At 69.0% G+C, this 16,524-nt stretch carries 12 protein-coding genes; 9 read left to right on the top strand and 3 right to left on the bottom strand.

Translation table 11 applies throughout. The features are described 5' to 3' along the window. Positions 1-144 precede the first annotated feature (144 nt). Positions 145-4,113 carry a type VII secretion protein EccCa gene (gene eccCa, locus ACFQ6X_RS34485; RefSeq protein ID WP_383187731.1) on the bottom strand — a complete coding sequence of 1,323 codons (3,969 nt, stop codon included), beginning with the start codon at positions 4,111-4,113 and terminating at the stop codon, positions 145-147. Positions 4,114-4,359: 246 nt separating this feature from the next. Between eccCa and eccD the strand changes: the two genes are divergently transcribed. From eccD to ACFQ6X_RS34455, 6 genes are all read left to right on the top strand, one after another. After that, complete coding sequence (gene eccD / locus ACFQ6X_RS34480) at positions 4,360-5,862, top strand: type VII secretion integral membrane protein EccD (RefSeq protein ID WP_383187728.1); 1,503 nt, start codon at positions 4,360-4,362, stop codon at positions 5,860-5,862. Positions 5,863-6,039: 177 nt separating this feature from the next. Then, positions 6,040-6,330 (top strand): 30S ribosomal protein S15, encoded by a 291-nt coding sequence (rpsO, locus tag ACFQ6X_RS34475; RefSeq protein WP_003965855.1) that lies wholly within the window; start codon positions 6,040-6,042, stop codon positions 6,328-6,330. A gap of 271 nt (positions 6,331-6,601) precedes the next feature. Then, positions 6,602-8,815 (top strand): polyribonucleotide nucleotidyltransferase, encoded by a 2,214-nt coding sequence (locus ACFQ6X_RS34470; protein WP_329215023.1) that lies wholly within the window; start codon positions 6,602-6,604, stop codon positions 8,813-8,815. After that, positions 8,812-10,191 carry a M16 family metallopeptidase gene (locus ACFQ6X_RS34465; RefSeq protein WP_383187725.1) on the top strand — a complete coding sequence of 460 codons (1,380 nt, stop codon included), beginning with the start codon at positions 8,812-8,814 and terminating at the stop codon, positions 10,189-10,191. The genes ACFQ6X_RS34470 and ACFQ6X_RS34465 overlap by 4 nt, the downstream gene beginning before the upstream one ends. Positions 10,192-10,229: 38 nt before the next feature. Next, positions 10,230-10,982 (top strand): 4-hydroxy-tetrahydrodipicolinate reductase, encoded by a 753-nt coding sequence (gene dapB, locus ACFQ6X_RS34460; protein WP_383187723.1) that lies wholly within the window; start codon positions 10,230-10,232, stop codon positions 10,980-10,982. A gap of 14 nt (positions 10,983-10,996) precedes the next feature. Further along, entirely contained in the window at positions 10,997-11,449 is a 453-nt protein-coding gene (locus ACFQ6X_RS34455) for a hypothetical protein (RefSeq protein WP_329206801.1), read from the top strand. 54 nt (positions 11,450-11,503) lie between these two features. On the opposite strand, the gene ACFQ6X_RS34450 is transcribed toward ACFQ6X_RS34455, so the two are convergent. Then, entirely contained in the window at positions 11,504-12,055 is a 552-nt protein-coding gene (locus ACFQ6X_RS34450; RefSeq protein WP_383187720.1) for a hypothetical protein, read from the bottom strand. A gap of 93 nt (positions 12,056-12,148) precedes the next feature. Further along, positions 12,149-12,388: a hypothetical protein gene (locus ACFQ6X_RS34445; RefSeq protein ID WP_329206799.1), complete on the bottom strand. Its 240-nt coding sequence runs from the start codon at positions 12,386-12,388 to the stop codon at positions 12,149-12,151. 235 nt (positions 12,389-12,623) lie between these two features. On the opposite strand from ACFQ6X_RS34445, the gene thyX reads away from it, so the two are divergent. The 3 genes from thyX (at position 12,624) to ACFQ6X_RS34430 (ending at position 16,229) form a co-directional block, all read left to right on the top strand. After that, positions 12,624-13,361, top strand: coding sequence for an FAD-dependent thymidylate synthase (thyX, locus tag ACFQ6X_RS34440; RefSeq protein ID WP_383187718.1), 738 nt, complete (start codon positions 12,624-12,626; stop codon positions 13,359-13,361). 152 nt (positions 13,362-13,513) lie between these two features. Further along, entirely contained in the window at positions 13,514-14,413 is a 900-nt protein-coding gene (gene dapA / locus ACFQ6X_RS34435) for a 4-hydroxy-tetrahydrodipicolinate synthase (RefSeq protein ID WP_329206796.1), read from the top strand. 130 nt (positions 14,414-14,543) lie between these two features. Beyond that, positions 14,544-16,229: a ribonuclease J gene (locus ACFQ6X_RS34430; RefSeq protein WP_329206795.1), complete on the top strand. Its 1,686-nt coding sequence runs from the start codon at positions 14,544-14,546 to the stop codon at positions 16,227-16,229. Positions 16,230-16,524 lie beyond the last annotated feature (295 nt).

The following is a 16,524-nucleotide window of genomic DNA, read 5'->3' as shown; positions in this document are numbered from 1 at the left end:
GGGCGGTGTCGACGGTGCGATCCATCGCCGCGGGGGCCCCGCGCACCCGGCCCCCCGCCCGGGACACCCCCCCGCCCACGACCGCCACCGGCGGCCCCCCCCCGGGGGCGGGGGCCCCCCCCCCGCCGCAAACGGCGACACGTCCTACCGTTCCCCGTCCATCAGCCCGGACTGCACCAGCGGGTTCCCCCGTCGGCGGGTGACGAAGACCCCGCGCCCCGGAGGCATCGGGCGCGGTCGTACGTTGCCGAGGATGTCGCCCTCGATGGGGTCGCCCGACAGCATCAGGCCCTGCGCGCCCAGTTCCAGGATGCGCTGCATGAAGGGCTCGTACAGGGCGCGGCCCGCGCCTGCCGTACTGCGGGCGATGATGAACCGCACGCCGACGTCACGGGCGAACGGCAGCATCTCCGTGAGCGCGGCCAGCGGGTTGCCGCTGGATGTCGAGACCAGGTCGTAGTCGTCGACGACCACGTACACCGTCGGGCCGCTCCACCAGCTGCGGTCGCGCAGCTCCTGGGCGGTGACCTCGGGCGAGGGCGTACGACGCTTCATCAGGTCGTACAGCGCGTCCGTGTGGTGCTCCATGTTGTTGGACATGGGCACGTACTCCGCCAGGTGCGTCGCGGGAGTGACGTCCAGGAGCGCTCGCCGGTTGTCGATGACGAAGAACTTGGCGGCGTTCCCCTCGTACCTCTCGGTGAGCTGCTTGATGAGCAGGCGCAGCAGATTCGACTTGCCGGACTCGCTCTCGCCGAACACCAGGAAGAACGGGTCGCGCTCGAAGTCGAGGAAGACCGGCTCCAGGTTGTTCTCGTCGATGCCGAACGCGATGCCGCGGTCCGGCTGCGCGTAGCCCGCGGGCAGTTCGCGGACCGGGAGTTCGCGGGGCAGCAGACGGACCGCGGGGGCGGGCGCCGCGGTCCAGTGCCGGGCGACCTCCTGGTTCATCGCCGCCGTGGCCTCGGAGAGGTCGCTGTCCGAGTTGATGCCGTCGATCCGCGGTACCGCCGCCATGAAGTGGAGCTTCTCCGGCGTGAGGCCACGTCCGGGGACACCGGCGGGCACGTTGACCGCGGCCTTGCGGTCCAGTTCGGAGTCCATGACGTCACCGAGCCGCAGTTCGAGCCGGTTCATCAGGTGGTCCTTCAGGTTGGCCCGGACCTCCATGGAACGCGACGCCGTGACGATCAGGTGGATGCCGTAGCCGAGCCCGCGCTGCGCGATGTCGACGGCAGCCGACTCCAGGCCCTCGTAGTCCGTACGGAAGTTGCCCCAGCCGTCGATGAGCAGGAAGACGTCGCCCCACGGCTGGTCCGTGGCCGAGATCTCACCGCGCGCCCGCAGCCTGCGGAACGTGGCGATCGAGTCGATGCCCGCGCTGCGGAAGTACTCCTCGCGGCGCGCCATGATCCCGTACACCTCGGAGACCGTACGACGCACCCGTTCGGGGTCGAGCCGGGACGCGATCCCTCCGACATGCGGGAGACCGGAGACCGAGGCCAGGCCGCCGCCACCGAAGTCGAGCCCGTAGAACTGGACCTCCTGCGGAGTGTGGGTGAGGGCGAAGCCCGCGATGAGCGTGCGCAGCAGCGTGGACTTGCCCGACTGCGGGCCGCCCGTGATCTGCATGTGGCCCGCGGCACCGGAGAAGTCCCGGTAGAGGGTGTCGCGCCGCTGCTCGTACGGCTTGTCGACCACGCCCAGCGGGACGACGAGGCGCCCCGAGCCTTCGAAGCCGGGCTGGGTCAGCCCACGGCCCTCGACCGGGGAGAGCCCCGGCAGGAGCTCGTCCAGCGACGGCGGGTTGTCCAGCGGAGGCAGCCACACCTGGTGCGCGGACGCTCCCCGGCCCTCCAGCCGGCGCACGATCACATCGAGCACGGTGTCGGCGAGCGCGTCGTCCTCGGCCTTGCGCGCATCCGGTACGGACGCCTGCGCCGTCGGCTGTACGTAGCGCACCGGCACCGGAGCCGCGGTGAACACCACCGGCCTGCGGTCCACCGGCAGAGGGCCGGAGGACGCGGCCGGCTGGGCGCCCGAGCGGTACACCCCGGAGACGTACGCCGCCTTGAAGCGCACCATCTCGTCCGTGCCGTACTTCAGATAGCCGGAACCGGGGACGTTGGGCAGGTGGTAGGCGTCGGGGACGCCCAGCGCGGCCCGGGACTCGCCCGCGGAGAACGTACGCAGACCGATCCGGTACGACAGATAGGTCTCCAGGCCGCGCAGCCGCCCCTCCTCGAGGCGCTGCGAGGCCAGCAGCAGATGGACGCCCAGCGAACGTCCGATGCGTCCGATCTGCACGAACATCTCGATGAAGTCCGGCTTCGCGGTCAGCAGTTCGCTGAACTCGTCGATGACCAGGACGAGGGAGGGGATGGGCTGCAGCGGGGCACCCGCGGCCCGCGCCTTCTCGTAGTCGTGGATGTTGGCGTAGTTGCCCGCGTCGCGCAGCATCTCCTGGCGGCGGTTGAGCTCCCCGCTGATGGAGTCGCCCATGCGGTCCACCAGCGTCAGGTCGTCCGCGAGGTTGGTGATCACCGCTGCGACGTGGGGCATCTGCGCCATACCGGCGAAGGTGGCGCCACCCTTGAAGTCCGCGAGGACGAAGTTCAGCGTCTCCGAGGTGTGGGTGACGGCAAGACCCAGTACGAGCGTACGGAGCAGCTCGGACTTGCCGGAACCGGTGGCGCCGACACACAGGCCGTGCGGCCCCATGCCCTCCTGCGCCGCCTCCTTGAGGTCCAGCATCACCGGGGCGCCGTCCTCGCCCACGCCGATCGGGACGCGGAGCCGCTCCGCCTGCGAGCGGGCCCGCCAGGTCCGGCTCACGTCGACCGACGCGGCGTCACCGAGATTCAGCAGATCGGTGAACTCCAGGTTGGCGAGCAGCGGTTCGTCGTCGTCCCCGCCCGAGGCCACGTGGAGCGGGGCCAGCTGCCGTGCCAGTGCCTCCGCGGCCTCGTGGCTCAGCAGGTCGGGAAGGCCGTCGTACACCAGGCCGTGCCCCGACTCCAGCTGCAGCGAGTGGGGATCCACCACGATGGAGAGGCCGCCGCGCGCCCCGTTGACCTGGCCCGTGACGATCTCGACGACCGTCACGCCCTGAAGGCCCTCGGCCGATGCGAGCGCGGACGTCGCCGGTACGGACTCGCCGTCGAGCACGACGACGACGTGCGGTTGGTCGAGGAGCGGCTGACCACCCGGCTGGAACCGGGGCCGGCCGTCGAAACGGCCCGCGAGCATCTCCTCCAGCTCGGCAACACTGGTGGTGAGCAGGCGACGGCTGCCGGCTCCGTCGACGGAGCCCTGTACCTGGACGTGCGGGAGCCACTTCGCCCACTCCCAGCGCGGAGCGGCGCCCCGGCCGGTCGCGACGGCGATGATCAGGTCCTCGGGGGAGTGCAGCGAGGCGAGCGACCCGACCATCGCGCGGGCCGCGGCACGCGCGGATTCCGCCTCGCCGCTGATCGTCAGGTGGTAGAAGGCACGGAGCGAGACCGCCATCGGCAGGCCGTCCAGCGTGCTGTGGGTCGTCAGGAACTGCTGCATCGCCCCGGCGGTCAGCGGCTCCAGTTCATCGACCGGCGCGGTGTCGGGTGCGACGAGCGGCGTGGCGAGTTCCTGGCTGCCCAGGCCGATGCGTACGTGCGCGAAGTCCGCGTCCCCGATACGGCGCTCCCACACCCGGCTGCCCTCGGCGACGAGCGCCCACAGCTGCTCCGGGGACGGGTGGAGGTAGAACTGCGCGTCCCGCTGCTCTCGGGCGGTCTTCAGTACGACGCGCCTCGTCTGCGTCAGGTACTTCAGATAGTCGCGCCGCATGTCCGCGAGCTGACCCTGGGTGCCGCGCCGGAAGCGAATGATCATCGCAATCGCCATGGCGATCGTCGACGCGATCATGATCATGCCCATGATCCGCATGATCGGGTTCGGCGTCATGAAGAAGAAGACGACGGAACCACCCATACCGAGCATCGGCAGCAGCTGCATCATCACCCCCTCCTGCTGCCCGCGAGGCAACTCGGGCGGAGGTTGCAAGTGCACCTGCTCGCCCGGAACTTCGGAGGGGAGGGCCCGCGGTGGGCGCTTGACGACGATCTGGCTCACAGCTCACCAATTCCCTTGCCGGACGGAACTGTTCCTATCGGCGCCCCCGTGGCGACGGGTTCCGTCCGCGGGAGGATCCTACTGGCGTACCCGATGAGCCCAGGGCGGTAGGGTGTCGCGACGCGTGTACGCATCCGCTAACTACCGCAAAAAAATGGGTCATTCGGGACGCAGGCGGAGCCCATGATCCAGGGGTGCGTATTTCGGGAGATCCAGGAGAACCATGAGGGGGAGCAGCACGTGACTATGACGGCCCAAACGGCGGCTACCGGATCCGGCCGACCGGGTCCCGGAGTTCCGGCCGGCAACGGAACCGGCTTCTGCCGGATCACGGTCGTCGCGCCCGACGGCCGCGTTGACGTGGCGCTGCCCGAGGACATCCCCGTCGCCGACCTCTACCCGGAGATCCTCCGGCTGTCGGGTCAGAGCCCCACCCCGGGCGCACCGGTCGGCTACCACCTGGTGCGCCGTGACGGCACCGTCCTCGACAGCGGACGCACGCTGGCGGGCCAGCGCATCCTCGACGGCGAGCTGCTGTCCCTGCGGCCCTTCTCGGAGTCGCTGCCCCCCGCGGTCTTCGACGACGTCTCCGACGCCGTCGCCACCGCCGTCGCCCGCGACCGCACCCTCTGGGGCGACAGCCTCATGCGCTCGGCCGGCCTCTTCGGCGGATCGGTCCTGCTGGTCCTGCTCGGCTTCGTGCTGTGGACCTCCGACATCCGGCACGACATGCACGGCCTGCCGGGCATCCTGGCCGGCGTCACCGCCCTGCTCCTCCTCGCGCTGGCCTGTGTGCGCGCGCGTGTGTACGCGGACCGCGGTTCGTCCATCTCGCTGGGGATCGGCGTGCTCACCAACGCCGCGGTCGCCGGAGCCGGGCTCCTGCCGCTCAGCGACGGCCAGGGCATCGGCAGGCTCCAGTTCCTGCTCGCCTGCGCCGCCGTACTGGTGGCGTCGGTGATCCTCATGATCGCCGCCCCCGAGGGCGACGGCACGTTCGTCGCGTTCGTGTTCGCCTCGGCCATCGGCCTGCTGGTGACCTTCATCGCGATCATGACCGGCATGGAGCCGGCCGAGACCGCGGCCGTGTGCGCCCCCCTCTCCGTGGGGCTCCTCGCCTTCCTGCCCGGACTCTCCACCCGCTTCGCCCGTCTCCCGATCGGCTTCGAGCCGCCCCGCACCACCACGGGTGACTACGGGGCGTCCGACCCGGCGCCGCAGGGCCCGGTCGACGCCGACCGCATCGCCGCCCAGGCGCGGCGCGGCCATGAACTGCTCGTCGGTCTGGTCGGCGGATGCGCGCTGGTGGCCGTGGGAGCCGCGGCGGTGCTCGGCTTCTCGGACAGCATCTGGGGCCAGCTGCTGGCGCTCGCCACCGGCATCGCGATGCTGATGCGCGCCCACCTCTTTCGCTACACCGCCCAGGTCGGCTGCGCCCTGGGAGCGGGCCTCGCCGCACTCGTGCTCCTCGGCCTCGGACTGTCGCTCAACCCGCCCGTCGCACTGATCCGCGAGGCGTTCAAGGGCGACAGCGGGGGGCTCGACATCCGTACGATCTGGCTCACCGCGGCGGTCGCCGGTGTCGCCGCGCTGATCACCGCCATAGGCCTGATCGTGCCGCGCAAGGGCGTCACCCCCTTCTGGGGCCGCTTCCTGGAGATCGCCGAGGCGTGCGTGCTCCTGACCCTGCTGCCCCTGTGCCTCGCCGTTTTCGAGGTCTACCACTCGATCCGCGCACTCACCAGCTGACACCCGTCCGGGGGCGCGCCGAACGGCTGGTACTCTGACCAGTGGCCGTTTGTGTACGCGTCCCCGGATCATCCTGGGGGCTGCGCTCATCGGACCTTCGCCTCCGAGTCATGGAAGCTCCCCTGAGATCAAGACCAGGGGCACTCGTGGGCGCATCGAACATCAAGAGGAGTACGCGTGCCGCTCGACGCCGCTACGAAGAAGCAGATCATGTCCGAGTTCGCCCAGAAGGAGGGTGACACCGGATCCCCCGAGGTCCAGGTCGCCATGCTCTCCCGCCGGATCTCGGACCTGACGGAGCACCTCAAGACGCACAAGCACGACCACCACTCCCGTCGTGGTCTGCTGATCCTGGTCGGCCAGCGTCGCCGCCTCCTTCAGTACCTGGCCAAGAAGGACATCCAGCGCTTCCGTGCGCTCGTCGACCGCCTCGGCATCCGCCGTGGCGCGGCCGGCGGCGCCAAGTAAGACGTTGTGGGAGGGAGCGGTTCCCCGATTCCAGGGGGCCGCTCCCTTTGCTGTACGTGCGTGACCGGGGTCAGGCTCAGTAACCTGGACGCACGACAACTGAACGAGGAGAGGCGCCCTACGGCCGCCGCCGGTCCTCGGTAGTGGCCCCCGGGACAACGCCCGGGAGCTTCGATCGAAGACCGGCCCCGCACACAAGGTGCGCCTCTCCGCACCGTCCTCCGCCACACGGGCGCCAGGACGAAAGACGACGAGTATGGAGAAATCACTAGTGGAGAACGAGACCCACTACGCCGAGGCCGTTATCGATAACGGAACCTTCGGCACCCGCACCATCCGCTTCGAGACGGGCCGCCTCGCCAAGCAGGCCGCCGGCTCCGCCGTCGCGTACCTGGACGACGACACCATGGTGCTGTCGGCCACCACCGCTTCCAAGCGGCCCAAGGACAACCTCGACTTCTTCCCCCTCACGGTGGACGTCGAGGAGCGGCAGTACGCCGCCGGCAAGATCCCCGGCTCCTTCTTCCGCCGGGAGGGCCGCCCCTCCGAGGACGCGATCCTCACCTGCCGTCTGATCGACCGCCCGCTGCGCCCCTCCTTCAAGAAGGGCCTGCGCAACGAGATCCAGATCGTCGAGACGATCATGGCGCTCAACCCCGACCACCTGTACGACGTGGTCGCGATCAACGCCGCCTCCGCTTCCACGATCCTGGCGGGCCTGCCCTTCTCCGGCCCGATCGGCGCCACCCGCGTCGCCCTGATCAAGGGCCAGTGGGTCGCGTTCCCGACGCACACCGAGCTCGAGGACGCCGTCTTCGACATGGTCGTCGCCGGTCGCGTCCTCGAGGACGGCGACGTCGCGATCATGATGGTCGAGGCCGAGGCCACCGAGAAGACCATCCAGCTCGTCCAGGACGGTGCCGAGGCCCCGACCGAAGAGGTCGTCGCCGCCGGTCTGGAAGCCGCGAAGCCCTTCATCAAGGCGCTCTGCAAGGCCCAGTCCGACCTCGCCGCCAAGGCTGCCAAGCCCACCGGTGAGTTCCCGGTCTTCCTCGACTACCAGGACGACGTCCTGGAGGCGCTCACCAAGGCCGTCAGCACCGAGCTCGCCAAGGCGCTCACCATTGCCGGCAAGCAGGAGCGCGAGGCGGAGCTGGACCGCATCAAGGAGATCGCGGGCGAGAAGCTCCTCCCGGCCTTCGAGGGCCGCGAGAAGGAGATCTCCGGTGCCTACCGCGCGCTGACCAAGAAGCTGGTCCGCGAGCGCGTCATCAAGGACAAGGTCCGCATCGACGGCCGTGGCGTCACGGACATCCGTACGCTCGCCGCCGAGGTCGAGGCCATCCCGCGCGTGCACGGCTCGGCGCTGTTCGAGCGTGGCGAGACCCAGATCCTGGGCGTCACCACCCTCAACATGCTCCGTATGGAGCAGCAGCTGGACACCCTTTCCCCGGTGACCCGCAAGCGCTACATGCACAACTACAACTTCCCGCCGTACTCCGTCGGCGAGACCGGCCGCGTGGGCTCGCCCAAGCGCCGCGAGATCGGCCACGGAGCGCTCGCCGAGCGCGCCATCGTGCCGGTGCTGCCGTCGCGCGAGGACTTCCCCTACGCGATCCGCCAGGTCTCCGAGGCGCTGGGCTCCAACGGCTCGACGTCCATGGGCTCGGTCTGCGCCTCCACCATGTCCCTGCTGAACGCCGGTGTGCCCCTCAAGGCCGCCGTCGCCGGTATCGCCATGGGCCTGATCTCGCAGGAGATCGACGGCAAGACCCACTACGTCGCCCTCACCGACATCCTCGGTGCGGAGGACGCCTTCGGCGACATGGACTTCAAGGTCGCCGGTACGAAGCAGTTCGTGACCGCGCTCCAGCTCGACACCAAGCTCGACGGCATCCCCGCCTCGGTCCTGGCCGCCGCGCTGAAGCAGGCCCGTGACGCGCGTCTGCACATCCTGGACGTCATGAACGAGGCCATCGACGTCCCGGACGAGATGTCCCCGAACGCCCCGCGGATCATCACCGTCAAGATCCCGGTGGACAAGATCGGTGAGGTCATCGGCCCCAAGGGCAAGATGATCAACCAGATCCAGGAGGACACCGGCGCCGACATCACGATCGAGGACGACGGCACCATCTACATCGGTGCCCAGCAGGGCTCGCAGGCCGAGGCCGCCCGCGCCACGATCAACGCGATCGCCAACCCGACCATGCCGGAGGTCGGCGAGCGCTACCTGGGTACGGTCGTCAAGACCACCACCTTCGGTGCGTTCGTCTCCCTGATGCCCGGCAAGGACGGTCTGCTGCACATCTCGCAGATCCGCAAGCTCGCCGGTGGCAAGCGCGTGGAGAACGTCGAGGACGTGCTCGGCGTCGGCGCCAAGGTCCAGGTCGAGATCGCGGAGATCGACTCCCGCGGCAAGCTCTCCCTCATCCCCGTCATCGAGGGTGAAGAGGACGAGAAGAAGGACGACACCGACAAGTGACGTCCCGTAGTTCCGTGACGACGGCCCGCACCTCCTCGGAGGCGCGGGCCGTCGCCCGTACCCAAACGCTTCTCAAGGGCAGCAACGGCATCGGCACGGTCCGCCGCACGGTCCTCCCCGGCGGCCTCAGGATCGTCACCGAGACCCTGCCCTCCGTCCGCTCCGCCACCTTCGGGATCTGGGCCAACGTCGGATCACGCGACGAGACACCCACCCTGAACGGCGCGACGCACTACCTCGAGCACCTCCTCTTCAAGGGCACCGCCAAGCGCAGCGCCCTCGACATCTCCTCCGCGATCGACGCGGTCGGCGGAGAGATGAACGCCTTCACGGCGAAGGAGTACACCTGCTACTACGCGCGGGTCCTTGACACCGACCTGCCCCTGGCCATCGATGTCGTCTGCGACATGCTGACCGGATCGCTGATCGCCCACGAGGACGTCGACGCCGAGCGCGGCGTCGTCCTCGAGGAGATCGCCATGACGGAGGACGACCCGGGCGACTGCGTGCACGACCTGTTCGCGCACACCATGCTCGGCGACACCCCCCTCGGCCGTCCGGTCCTCGGCACGGTCGACACGATCAACGCGCTGAACCGCGGCCAGATCGCCCGCTTCTACAAGAAGCACTACGACCCCACGAACCTCGTCGTCGCCGCCGCGGGCAACGTCGACCACGCCACGGTCGTACGCCAGGTCCGCCGGGCTTTCGAGCGCGCGGGTGCTCTGACCAGCACCGACGCCGTCCCCAGGACGCCGCGCGAGGGATCCCGCACGCTGCGTACCGCGGGCAGGGTCGAGCTGCTCAACCGCAAGACCGAGCAGGCGCACGTCGTCCTCGGCATGCCCGGCCTGGCCAGGACCGACGAGCGCCGCTGGGCGCTCGGCGTCCTGAACACCGCACTCGGCGGAGGCATGAGCTCGCGCCTCTTCCAGGAGGTACGGGAGAAGCGCGGCCTCGCCTACAGCGTGTACTCGTACACCTCGGGCTTCGCCGACTGCGGCCTCTTCGGCGTGTACGCGGGCTGCCGGCCCAGCCAGGTGCACGACGTCCTCAAGATCTGCCGCGACGAGCTCGACCGTGCGGCCACGGACGGCCTCGGTGACGAGGAGATCAGCCGTGCCGTCGGCCAGCTCGCAGGCTCGACCGTCCTCGGCCTGGAGGACACCGGTGCACTGATGAACCGCATCGGCAAGAGCGAGCTGTGCTGGGGCGAGCAGATGTCGGTCGACGACATGCTGGCGAAGATCGCGGCGGTCACCCCCGACGAGGTCCGTGCGGTGGCGGCCGATGTCCTCGGACACCGTCCCTCGCTGTCGGTCATCGGGCCGCTCAAGGACAAGCAGGCGGACCGCCTCCACGAAACGGTCTCCTGACCCGGTTTCTCCACCCCTCAGTCAAGGAAGCAGAGCACATGAGCAAGCTGCGCGTGGCCGTTCTCGGCGCCCAGGGACGCATCGGGTCCGAGGCGGTGCGAGCCGTCGAGGCCGCCGACGACATGGAGCTGGTGGCCGCACTCGGCCGCGGCGACAAGCTGGAGACCCTCACGGAAACCGGCGCACAGGCCGTCGTCGAGCTCACCACCCCCGCGTCGGTGATGGACAACCTCGACTTCTGTGTCCGGCACGGGATCCACGCGGTCGTCGGTACCACGGGCTGGACCGACGAACGGCTCGCGCAGCTGAACACCTGGCTCTCCGGCTCGCCGGAGACCGGTGTGCTCATCGCGCCGAACTTCTCCATCGGCGCGGTCCTCACCATGAAGTTCGCGGCACAGGCCGCCCGCTACTTCGAGTCGGTCGAGGTCATCGAGCTGCACCACCCCAACAAGGCGGACGCCCCCTCCGGCACCGCCACCCGCACCGCCCAGCTCATCGCCGAGGCCCGGCGGACGGCCGGCTGCGCCCCGCAGCCGGACGCCACCGCCACGGCACTGGACGGCGCCCGCGGCGCGGACGTCGACGGAGTCCCGGTCCACTCGGTCCGGCTCCGCGGCCTCCTCGCCCACCAGGAGGTTCTGCTGGGCGGCGAGGGCGAGACCCTCACCCTCCGCCACGACTCGCTGCACCACAGCAGCTTCATGCCGGGCATCCTGCTCGGTACCCGCCGCGTGGTGACCACTCCCGGCCTCACCTTCGGCCTGGAACACTTCCTCGACCTGAACTGACTGGGCCCAACCCCATGCGCGCAAAGCTCACGTACGCCGTCACCGCTGCCGTCCTGGTCTTCTACTTCGTCCTGGCCGGCAGCCGCGGCGTCCTGCTCATCCGGCACGGCACGCTGCTCACGGTCACCTTCGGCGTGGCGGTACTGATCCTGCCGGTGATCGGGATCTGGTTCCTCTGGAAGAACACCCAGTTCGTCCGCAGGGCCAACGCCCTCGCGGCGGAACTGGACGCGGAGGGCGGCCTCCCCGTCGACGAGCTGCTGCGCACCCCGTCCGGGCGTATCGACCGGGACTCCGCCGATGCCGTGTTCACACAGCGCCGCGAGGAGACCGAGGACAGCCCGGACGACTGGCGCTGCTGGTTCCGGCTGGCCGTCGCCTACCAGGACGCCAGGGACACTCCTCGGGCCCGTAAGGCGATGCAGCGCGCCATCGCCCTGCACGCGAACAAGCCGGTACGCGCCTGAGCGGCGCCGTACCGGCTTGTCGGCGGGGTCTGCGACCCCGGCAGTGCGGTCAGATCAGTCCGTGCGGTACTCGTCGCCCCAGGCCTCGATGGTGTCGGTGGCACGCTCGAACGCCTCGCCACGGGCCAGGAAGTCCGCGTTGTGGTCCGTGACCAGCGGCGGCAGTGCCTCACCGCCCCGGCGCACCACGACGAGGGCCTGGCCCTGGACGGTCCGCGGGAATCCCAGCCACCGCACCGGCTGCTGGACCGTGCGGACCGACGCGGCCTGGTCCCACGGCACCATCGTCGTCAGGAAGAAGCCCACCCGGCGCACACCGTGCCGGCTGACCCAGGCGCCGACCCGCAGCAGCCGCAGCGCGCAGGTGATCAACAGGCCGGCGAGCACGAAACACGCGCCGGCGGCGGAGATCGATCCGGCCAACGAGATGATCATCGCCGCGAGCAGTACGAAGGACGCGAGCAGCAGCACGGTGGCCGCGGCTGCGACCCGCCACGGGCCGGGACGGTAGGGCCGCCGCCAGCTGTCGTGGTCGTCGAACGGCAGCGCGATGTCCTCTGCGCCCGCGTCGAATGCGCGGTCGGCCGTCAGAAAGGGCAGGGGCACGACTGATCCTCACTCACAAGCACGCTCGATTGCTGTGCCCGGTGAGGCTACCGAGCACCCCACCGGCCGACCACCCCAGGGGGCCTGTACGGCTCAGCGATTCTGGGACGCCTCGGACTTCTGGCTGTGCGTGGGCGTCTGGTCGGTACTGAGGGCGGGTACGCCGAAGAGCAGCGATCCCGCGAGGCCCGCGAGCACCGTCAGTCCGACGAGGGAACGGCCGGCCAGCTGGGAGACGCTGGCACGCTCCCTGGGCGGCGGAGTGACATTACTGCGGAACCGGTCTGCCTCGGCTACGAACGAGAACGGGACGGATTCACGCCGGCGGAACATGAGGTAACTCTCCTTGAACTCTGTAACGGGTGCTGCTAAAGAGTCAGACGTACGGGAGAGGCGATCGGTGCCCCGAATCGCCGAACGGGTCCAAGAATTCCTGCGGACGGATGCGCGTCCCCCGAACGGCTGCGCTCGGACGGGCGCCTTCCCGGCAGGCGCCGGATAATGCGCCCCCTGCCGGGCCCGTAGAGTGGACGCCGCCCGAGCGACGCCATTGGAAGGACCCCCGCCGGTGACCGACACCCCCGAGCCCACGAAAGCTCACTTCCGAAGCGATGTCACCGTTGACCTGGTGAAATCGGCCGCCAGTGACTCCGACGTGCTGTTCGCAGCCCGTGTGTCCACGGCCGGTGAGCAGTCCCTGGAAGAGGTCACCAAGGACCCCGAGCGCTCCAAGGGACTCATCAACTATCTGATGCGGGACCGGCACGGCAGCCCGTTCGAGCACAACTCGATGACCTTCTTCATCAGTGCCCCGATCTTCGTGTTCCGCGAGTTCATGCGGCACCGCGTGGGCTGGTCGTACAACGAGGAATCGGGCCGCTACAGGGAGCTCGAGCCGGTCTTCTACGTCCCGGGGGAGTCCCGCAAGCTCATCCAGCAGGGCCGCCCCGGCAAGTACGAATTCGTCGAGGGCACCCCGGAGCAGCACGACCTCACGAGCCGCGTCATGGAGGACTCCTACCGCCAGGCGTACGACGCCTACCAGGAGATGCTCGCCGCCGGAGTCGCCCGCGAGGTCGCCCGCGCGGTGCTCCCGGTGGGGCTCTTCTCCACGATGTACGCGACGTGCAACGCCCGCTCGCTGATGCACTTCCTCGGCCTGCGTACCCAGCACGAACTGGCGAAGGTCCCGTCCTTCCCGCAGCGCGAGATCGAAATGGTCGGCGAACAGATGGAGCAGCACTGGCAGCAGCTCATGCCGCTCACTCATGCCGCCTTCAACAAAAACGGACGGGTAGCCCCGTAGGCGGTGTCCGTATTGCGGCGTTTCGTGAAGTTCATCTAGGCTGATCAAACGGACCCGGTACTGCCTGAACCCCCGAGCAGGCAGTGCCGGGCTCCACTTCCCCGTCCCCCCGAGGGACCACGGCGCTCCGAGCAACGAGTAGCGTGTTACCCATGGCTCCGATCTCCACTCCGCAGACCCCCTTCGGGCGGGTCCTCACCGCTATGGTCACGCCCTTCACGGCGGACGGCGCACTCGACCTCGACGGCGCCCAGCGGCTCGCCGCCCATCTGGTGGACGCAGGCAATGACGGCCTGGTCGTCAACGGCACCACCGGCGAGTCCCCGACCACCAGCGACGCGGAGAAAGACCAGCTCGTCAGGGCTGTACTCGAAGCCGTGGGGGACCGTGCCCACGTCGTCGCCGGCATCGGTACCAACGACACCCGCCACAGCATCGAGCTGGCCCGCACCGCAGAGCGCTCCGGCGCCCACGGCCTCCTCGCCGTCACGCCGTACTACAACAAGCCGCCGCAGGAAGGCCTCCTGCGTCACTTCAGCGCCATCGCGGACTCCACCGGACTGCCGGTGATGCTCTACGACATCCCAGGCCGCAGCGGTGTGCCGATCGACACAGAGACGCTCGTACGGCTGGCCGAGCACCCCCGTATCGTCGCCAACAAGGACGCCAAGGGAGACCTGGGCCGCGCCAGCTGGGCCATTTCCGAGTCCGGCCTCGCCTGGTACTCCGGTGACGACATGCTGAACCTCCCGCTGCTCTCGGTCGGTGCCGTCGGCATCGTCTCCGTGGTGGGCCACGTCGTCACCCCTGACCTGCGCGCGCTCATCGAGGCCTACCTCGGCGGCGACGTACAGAAGGCCACCGAGATCCATCAGAAGCTGCTCCCGGTCTTCACCGGGATGTTCCGCACCCAGGGTGTGATCACCACCAAGGCCGCACTCACACTGCAGGGCCTGCCCGCCGGCCCGCTGCGCCTCCCTCTGGTGGAACTCACCGCACAGGAGACGGCCCAGCTCAAGATCGATCTGGCCGCCGGCGGGGTACAGCTGTAACCACGGACTTCACAACTGAATACGCGAGGTCACTCGCAACAGAAACACCACCTGACAACAGCAAGTGCACGAATGACATGCGCGCCACGTGCCCTCAGCGGTACGTGGCGCGCGTGGTAAGGAGAGTCTTTTGAGTCATCCGCATCCTGAACTCGGTACCCCGCCGAAGCTCCCGAAGGGCGGCCTGCGGGTCACCCCGCTCGGCGGCCTGGGCGAAATCGGCCGCAACATGACGGTCTTCGAGTACGGCGGACGCCTGCTCATCGTCGACTGCGGTGTCCTCTTCCCCGAGGAGGAGCAGCCGGGCATCGACCTGATCCTGCCGGACTTCACCACCATCAGGGACCGCCTGGACGACGTCGAGGGCATCGTCCTCACGCACGGCCACGAGGACCACATCGGTGCCGTCCCGTACCTGCTCCGTCTGAAGCCGGACATCCCGCTCATCGGCTCCAAGCTGACCCTCGCGCTCATCGAGGCCAAGCTCCAGGAGCACCGGATCCGTCCCTACACCCTCGAGGTGACCGAGGGACAGCGTGAGCGCATCGGCATCTTCGACTGCGAGTTCATCGCGGTCAACCACTCCATCCCGGACGCCCTCGCGGTCGCCATCCGCACCCCTGCGGGTATGGCCGTCGTGACCGGTGACTTCAAGATGGACCAGCTCCCGCTGGACGGCCGTCTCACCGACCTGCACGCCTTCGCCCGGCTGAGCGAGGAGGGCATCGACCTTCTTCTCTCCGACTCGACGAACGCCGAGGTCCCCGGCTTCGTGCCGCCGGAGCGGGACATCTCGAACGTCCTGCGCACGGTGTTCGCGAATGCCCAGAAGCGCATCATCGTGGCCAGCTTCGCCAGCCACGTCCACCGCATCCAGCAGATCCTGGACGCCGCCCACGAATACGGCCGCCGCGTCGCGTTCGTCGGACGCTCGATGGTCCGCAACATGGGCATCGCCCGTGATCTGGGCTATCTGAAGGTCCCCGCCGGCCTGGTCGTCGACGTCAAGACGCTGGACGACCTGCCCGACGACGAGGTCGTGCTGGTCTGCACGGGCTCGCAGGGCGAGCCGATGGCCGCCCTGTCCCGGATGGCCAACCGCGACCACCAGATCCGGATCGTCCCGGGCGACACGGTGATCCTCGCGTCGTCCCTGATCCCGGGCAACGAGAACGCGGTCTACCGCGTGATCAACGGCCTGACCCGCTGGGGCGCCAACGTCATCCACAAGGGCAACGCCAAGGTGCACGTCTCCGGCCACGCCTCGGCCGGCGAGCTGCTGTACTTCTACAACATCTGCAAGCCGAAGAACCTCATGCCGGTCCACGGCGAATGGCGCCACCTCAGGGCCAATGCGGAACTCGGCGCGCTGACGGGCGTACCCAAGGACCACATCGTCATCGCCGAGGACGGCGTCGTCGTCGACCTCATCGACGGCAAGGCCAAGATCGTCGGCAAGGTCCAGGCGGGCTACGTGTACGTCGACGGCCTCTCGGTCGGCGACGTCACGGAGACGTCCCTCAAGGACCGGCGCATCCTCGGTGACGAGGGGATCATCTCGGTCTTCATCGTGGTCGACAGCTCCTCGGGCAAGATCGTGGGAGGCCCCCACATCCAGGCCCGCGGCTCGGGTATCGACGACGGTGCGTTCACCGCCGTCGTGCCCAAGGTCGAGGAAGCGCTCAACAAGTCGGCGCAGGACGGGGTGATGGAGCCGCACCAGCTCCAGCAGCTGGTCCGCCGCACGGTGGGCAAGTGGGTCTCCGACACCTACCGCCGGCGCCCGATGATCCTTCCGGTCGTCGTCGAGGTCTGACCCGAAGGGCACCGACCAGGAGCGGGGCGCCTCGATTTGCATCGGGGCGCCCCGCTCCAGTACGTTTACGGCTCCGCCCGACCGGGAAGCACCGCGCGCAGCCATGCGCGGGGAGCGCACCGTGCGGGGCGGGGAATTCCGACTCAGAATCTCTGATAAAGTCGGATCCGCCGAAAGGTAAAGGCCAGTCCACAGGCCATCGGAATCAAATTCGGACCGGAAACGGAACGAAAAAGAGTCTGGTAAAGTTGGAATCGCCGGAAAGGGAAACGCGAAAGCGAGGAACTGGAAAGCG

The sequence above is a fragment of the Streptomyces sp. NPDC056452 genome (genome assembly GCF_042796085.1).
Taxonomy (GTDB): domain Bacteria; phylum Actinomycetota; class Actinomycetes; order Streptomycetales; family Streptomycetaceae; genus Streptomyces.
Note: the sequence above shows the minus strand (reverse complement) of the source record. Positions and strands in the feature narration are given on the sequence as shown.

Excerpts from the sequence above, each read along its gene's own strand:
- ACFQ6X_RS34445 (WP_329206799.1), bottom strand. The coding sequence starts at position 12,388 with ATGTTCCGCCGGCGTGAATCCGTCCCGTTCTCGTTCGTAGCCGAGGCA.
- eccD (WP_383187728.1), top strand. The coding sequence starts at position 4,360 with ATGACGGCCCAAACGGCGGCTACCGGATCCGGCCGACCGGGTCCCGGA.
- ACFQ6X_RS34455 (WP_329206801.1), top strand. The coding sequence starts at position 10,997 with ATGCGCGCAAAGCTCACGTACGCCGTCACCGCTGCCGTCCTGGTCTTC.
- dapA (WP_329206796.1), top strand. The coding sequence starts at position 13,514 with ATGGCTCCGATCTCCACTCCGCAGACCCCCTTCGGGCGGGTCCTCACC.
- dapB (WP_383187723.1), top strand. The coding sequence starts at position 10,230 with ATGAGCAAGCTGCGCGTGGCCGTTCTCGGCGCCCAGGGACGCATCGGG.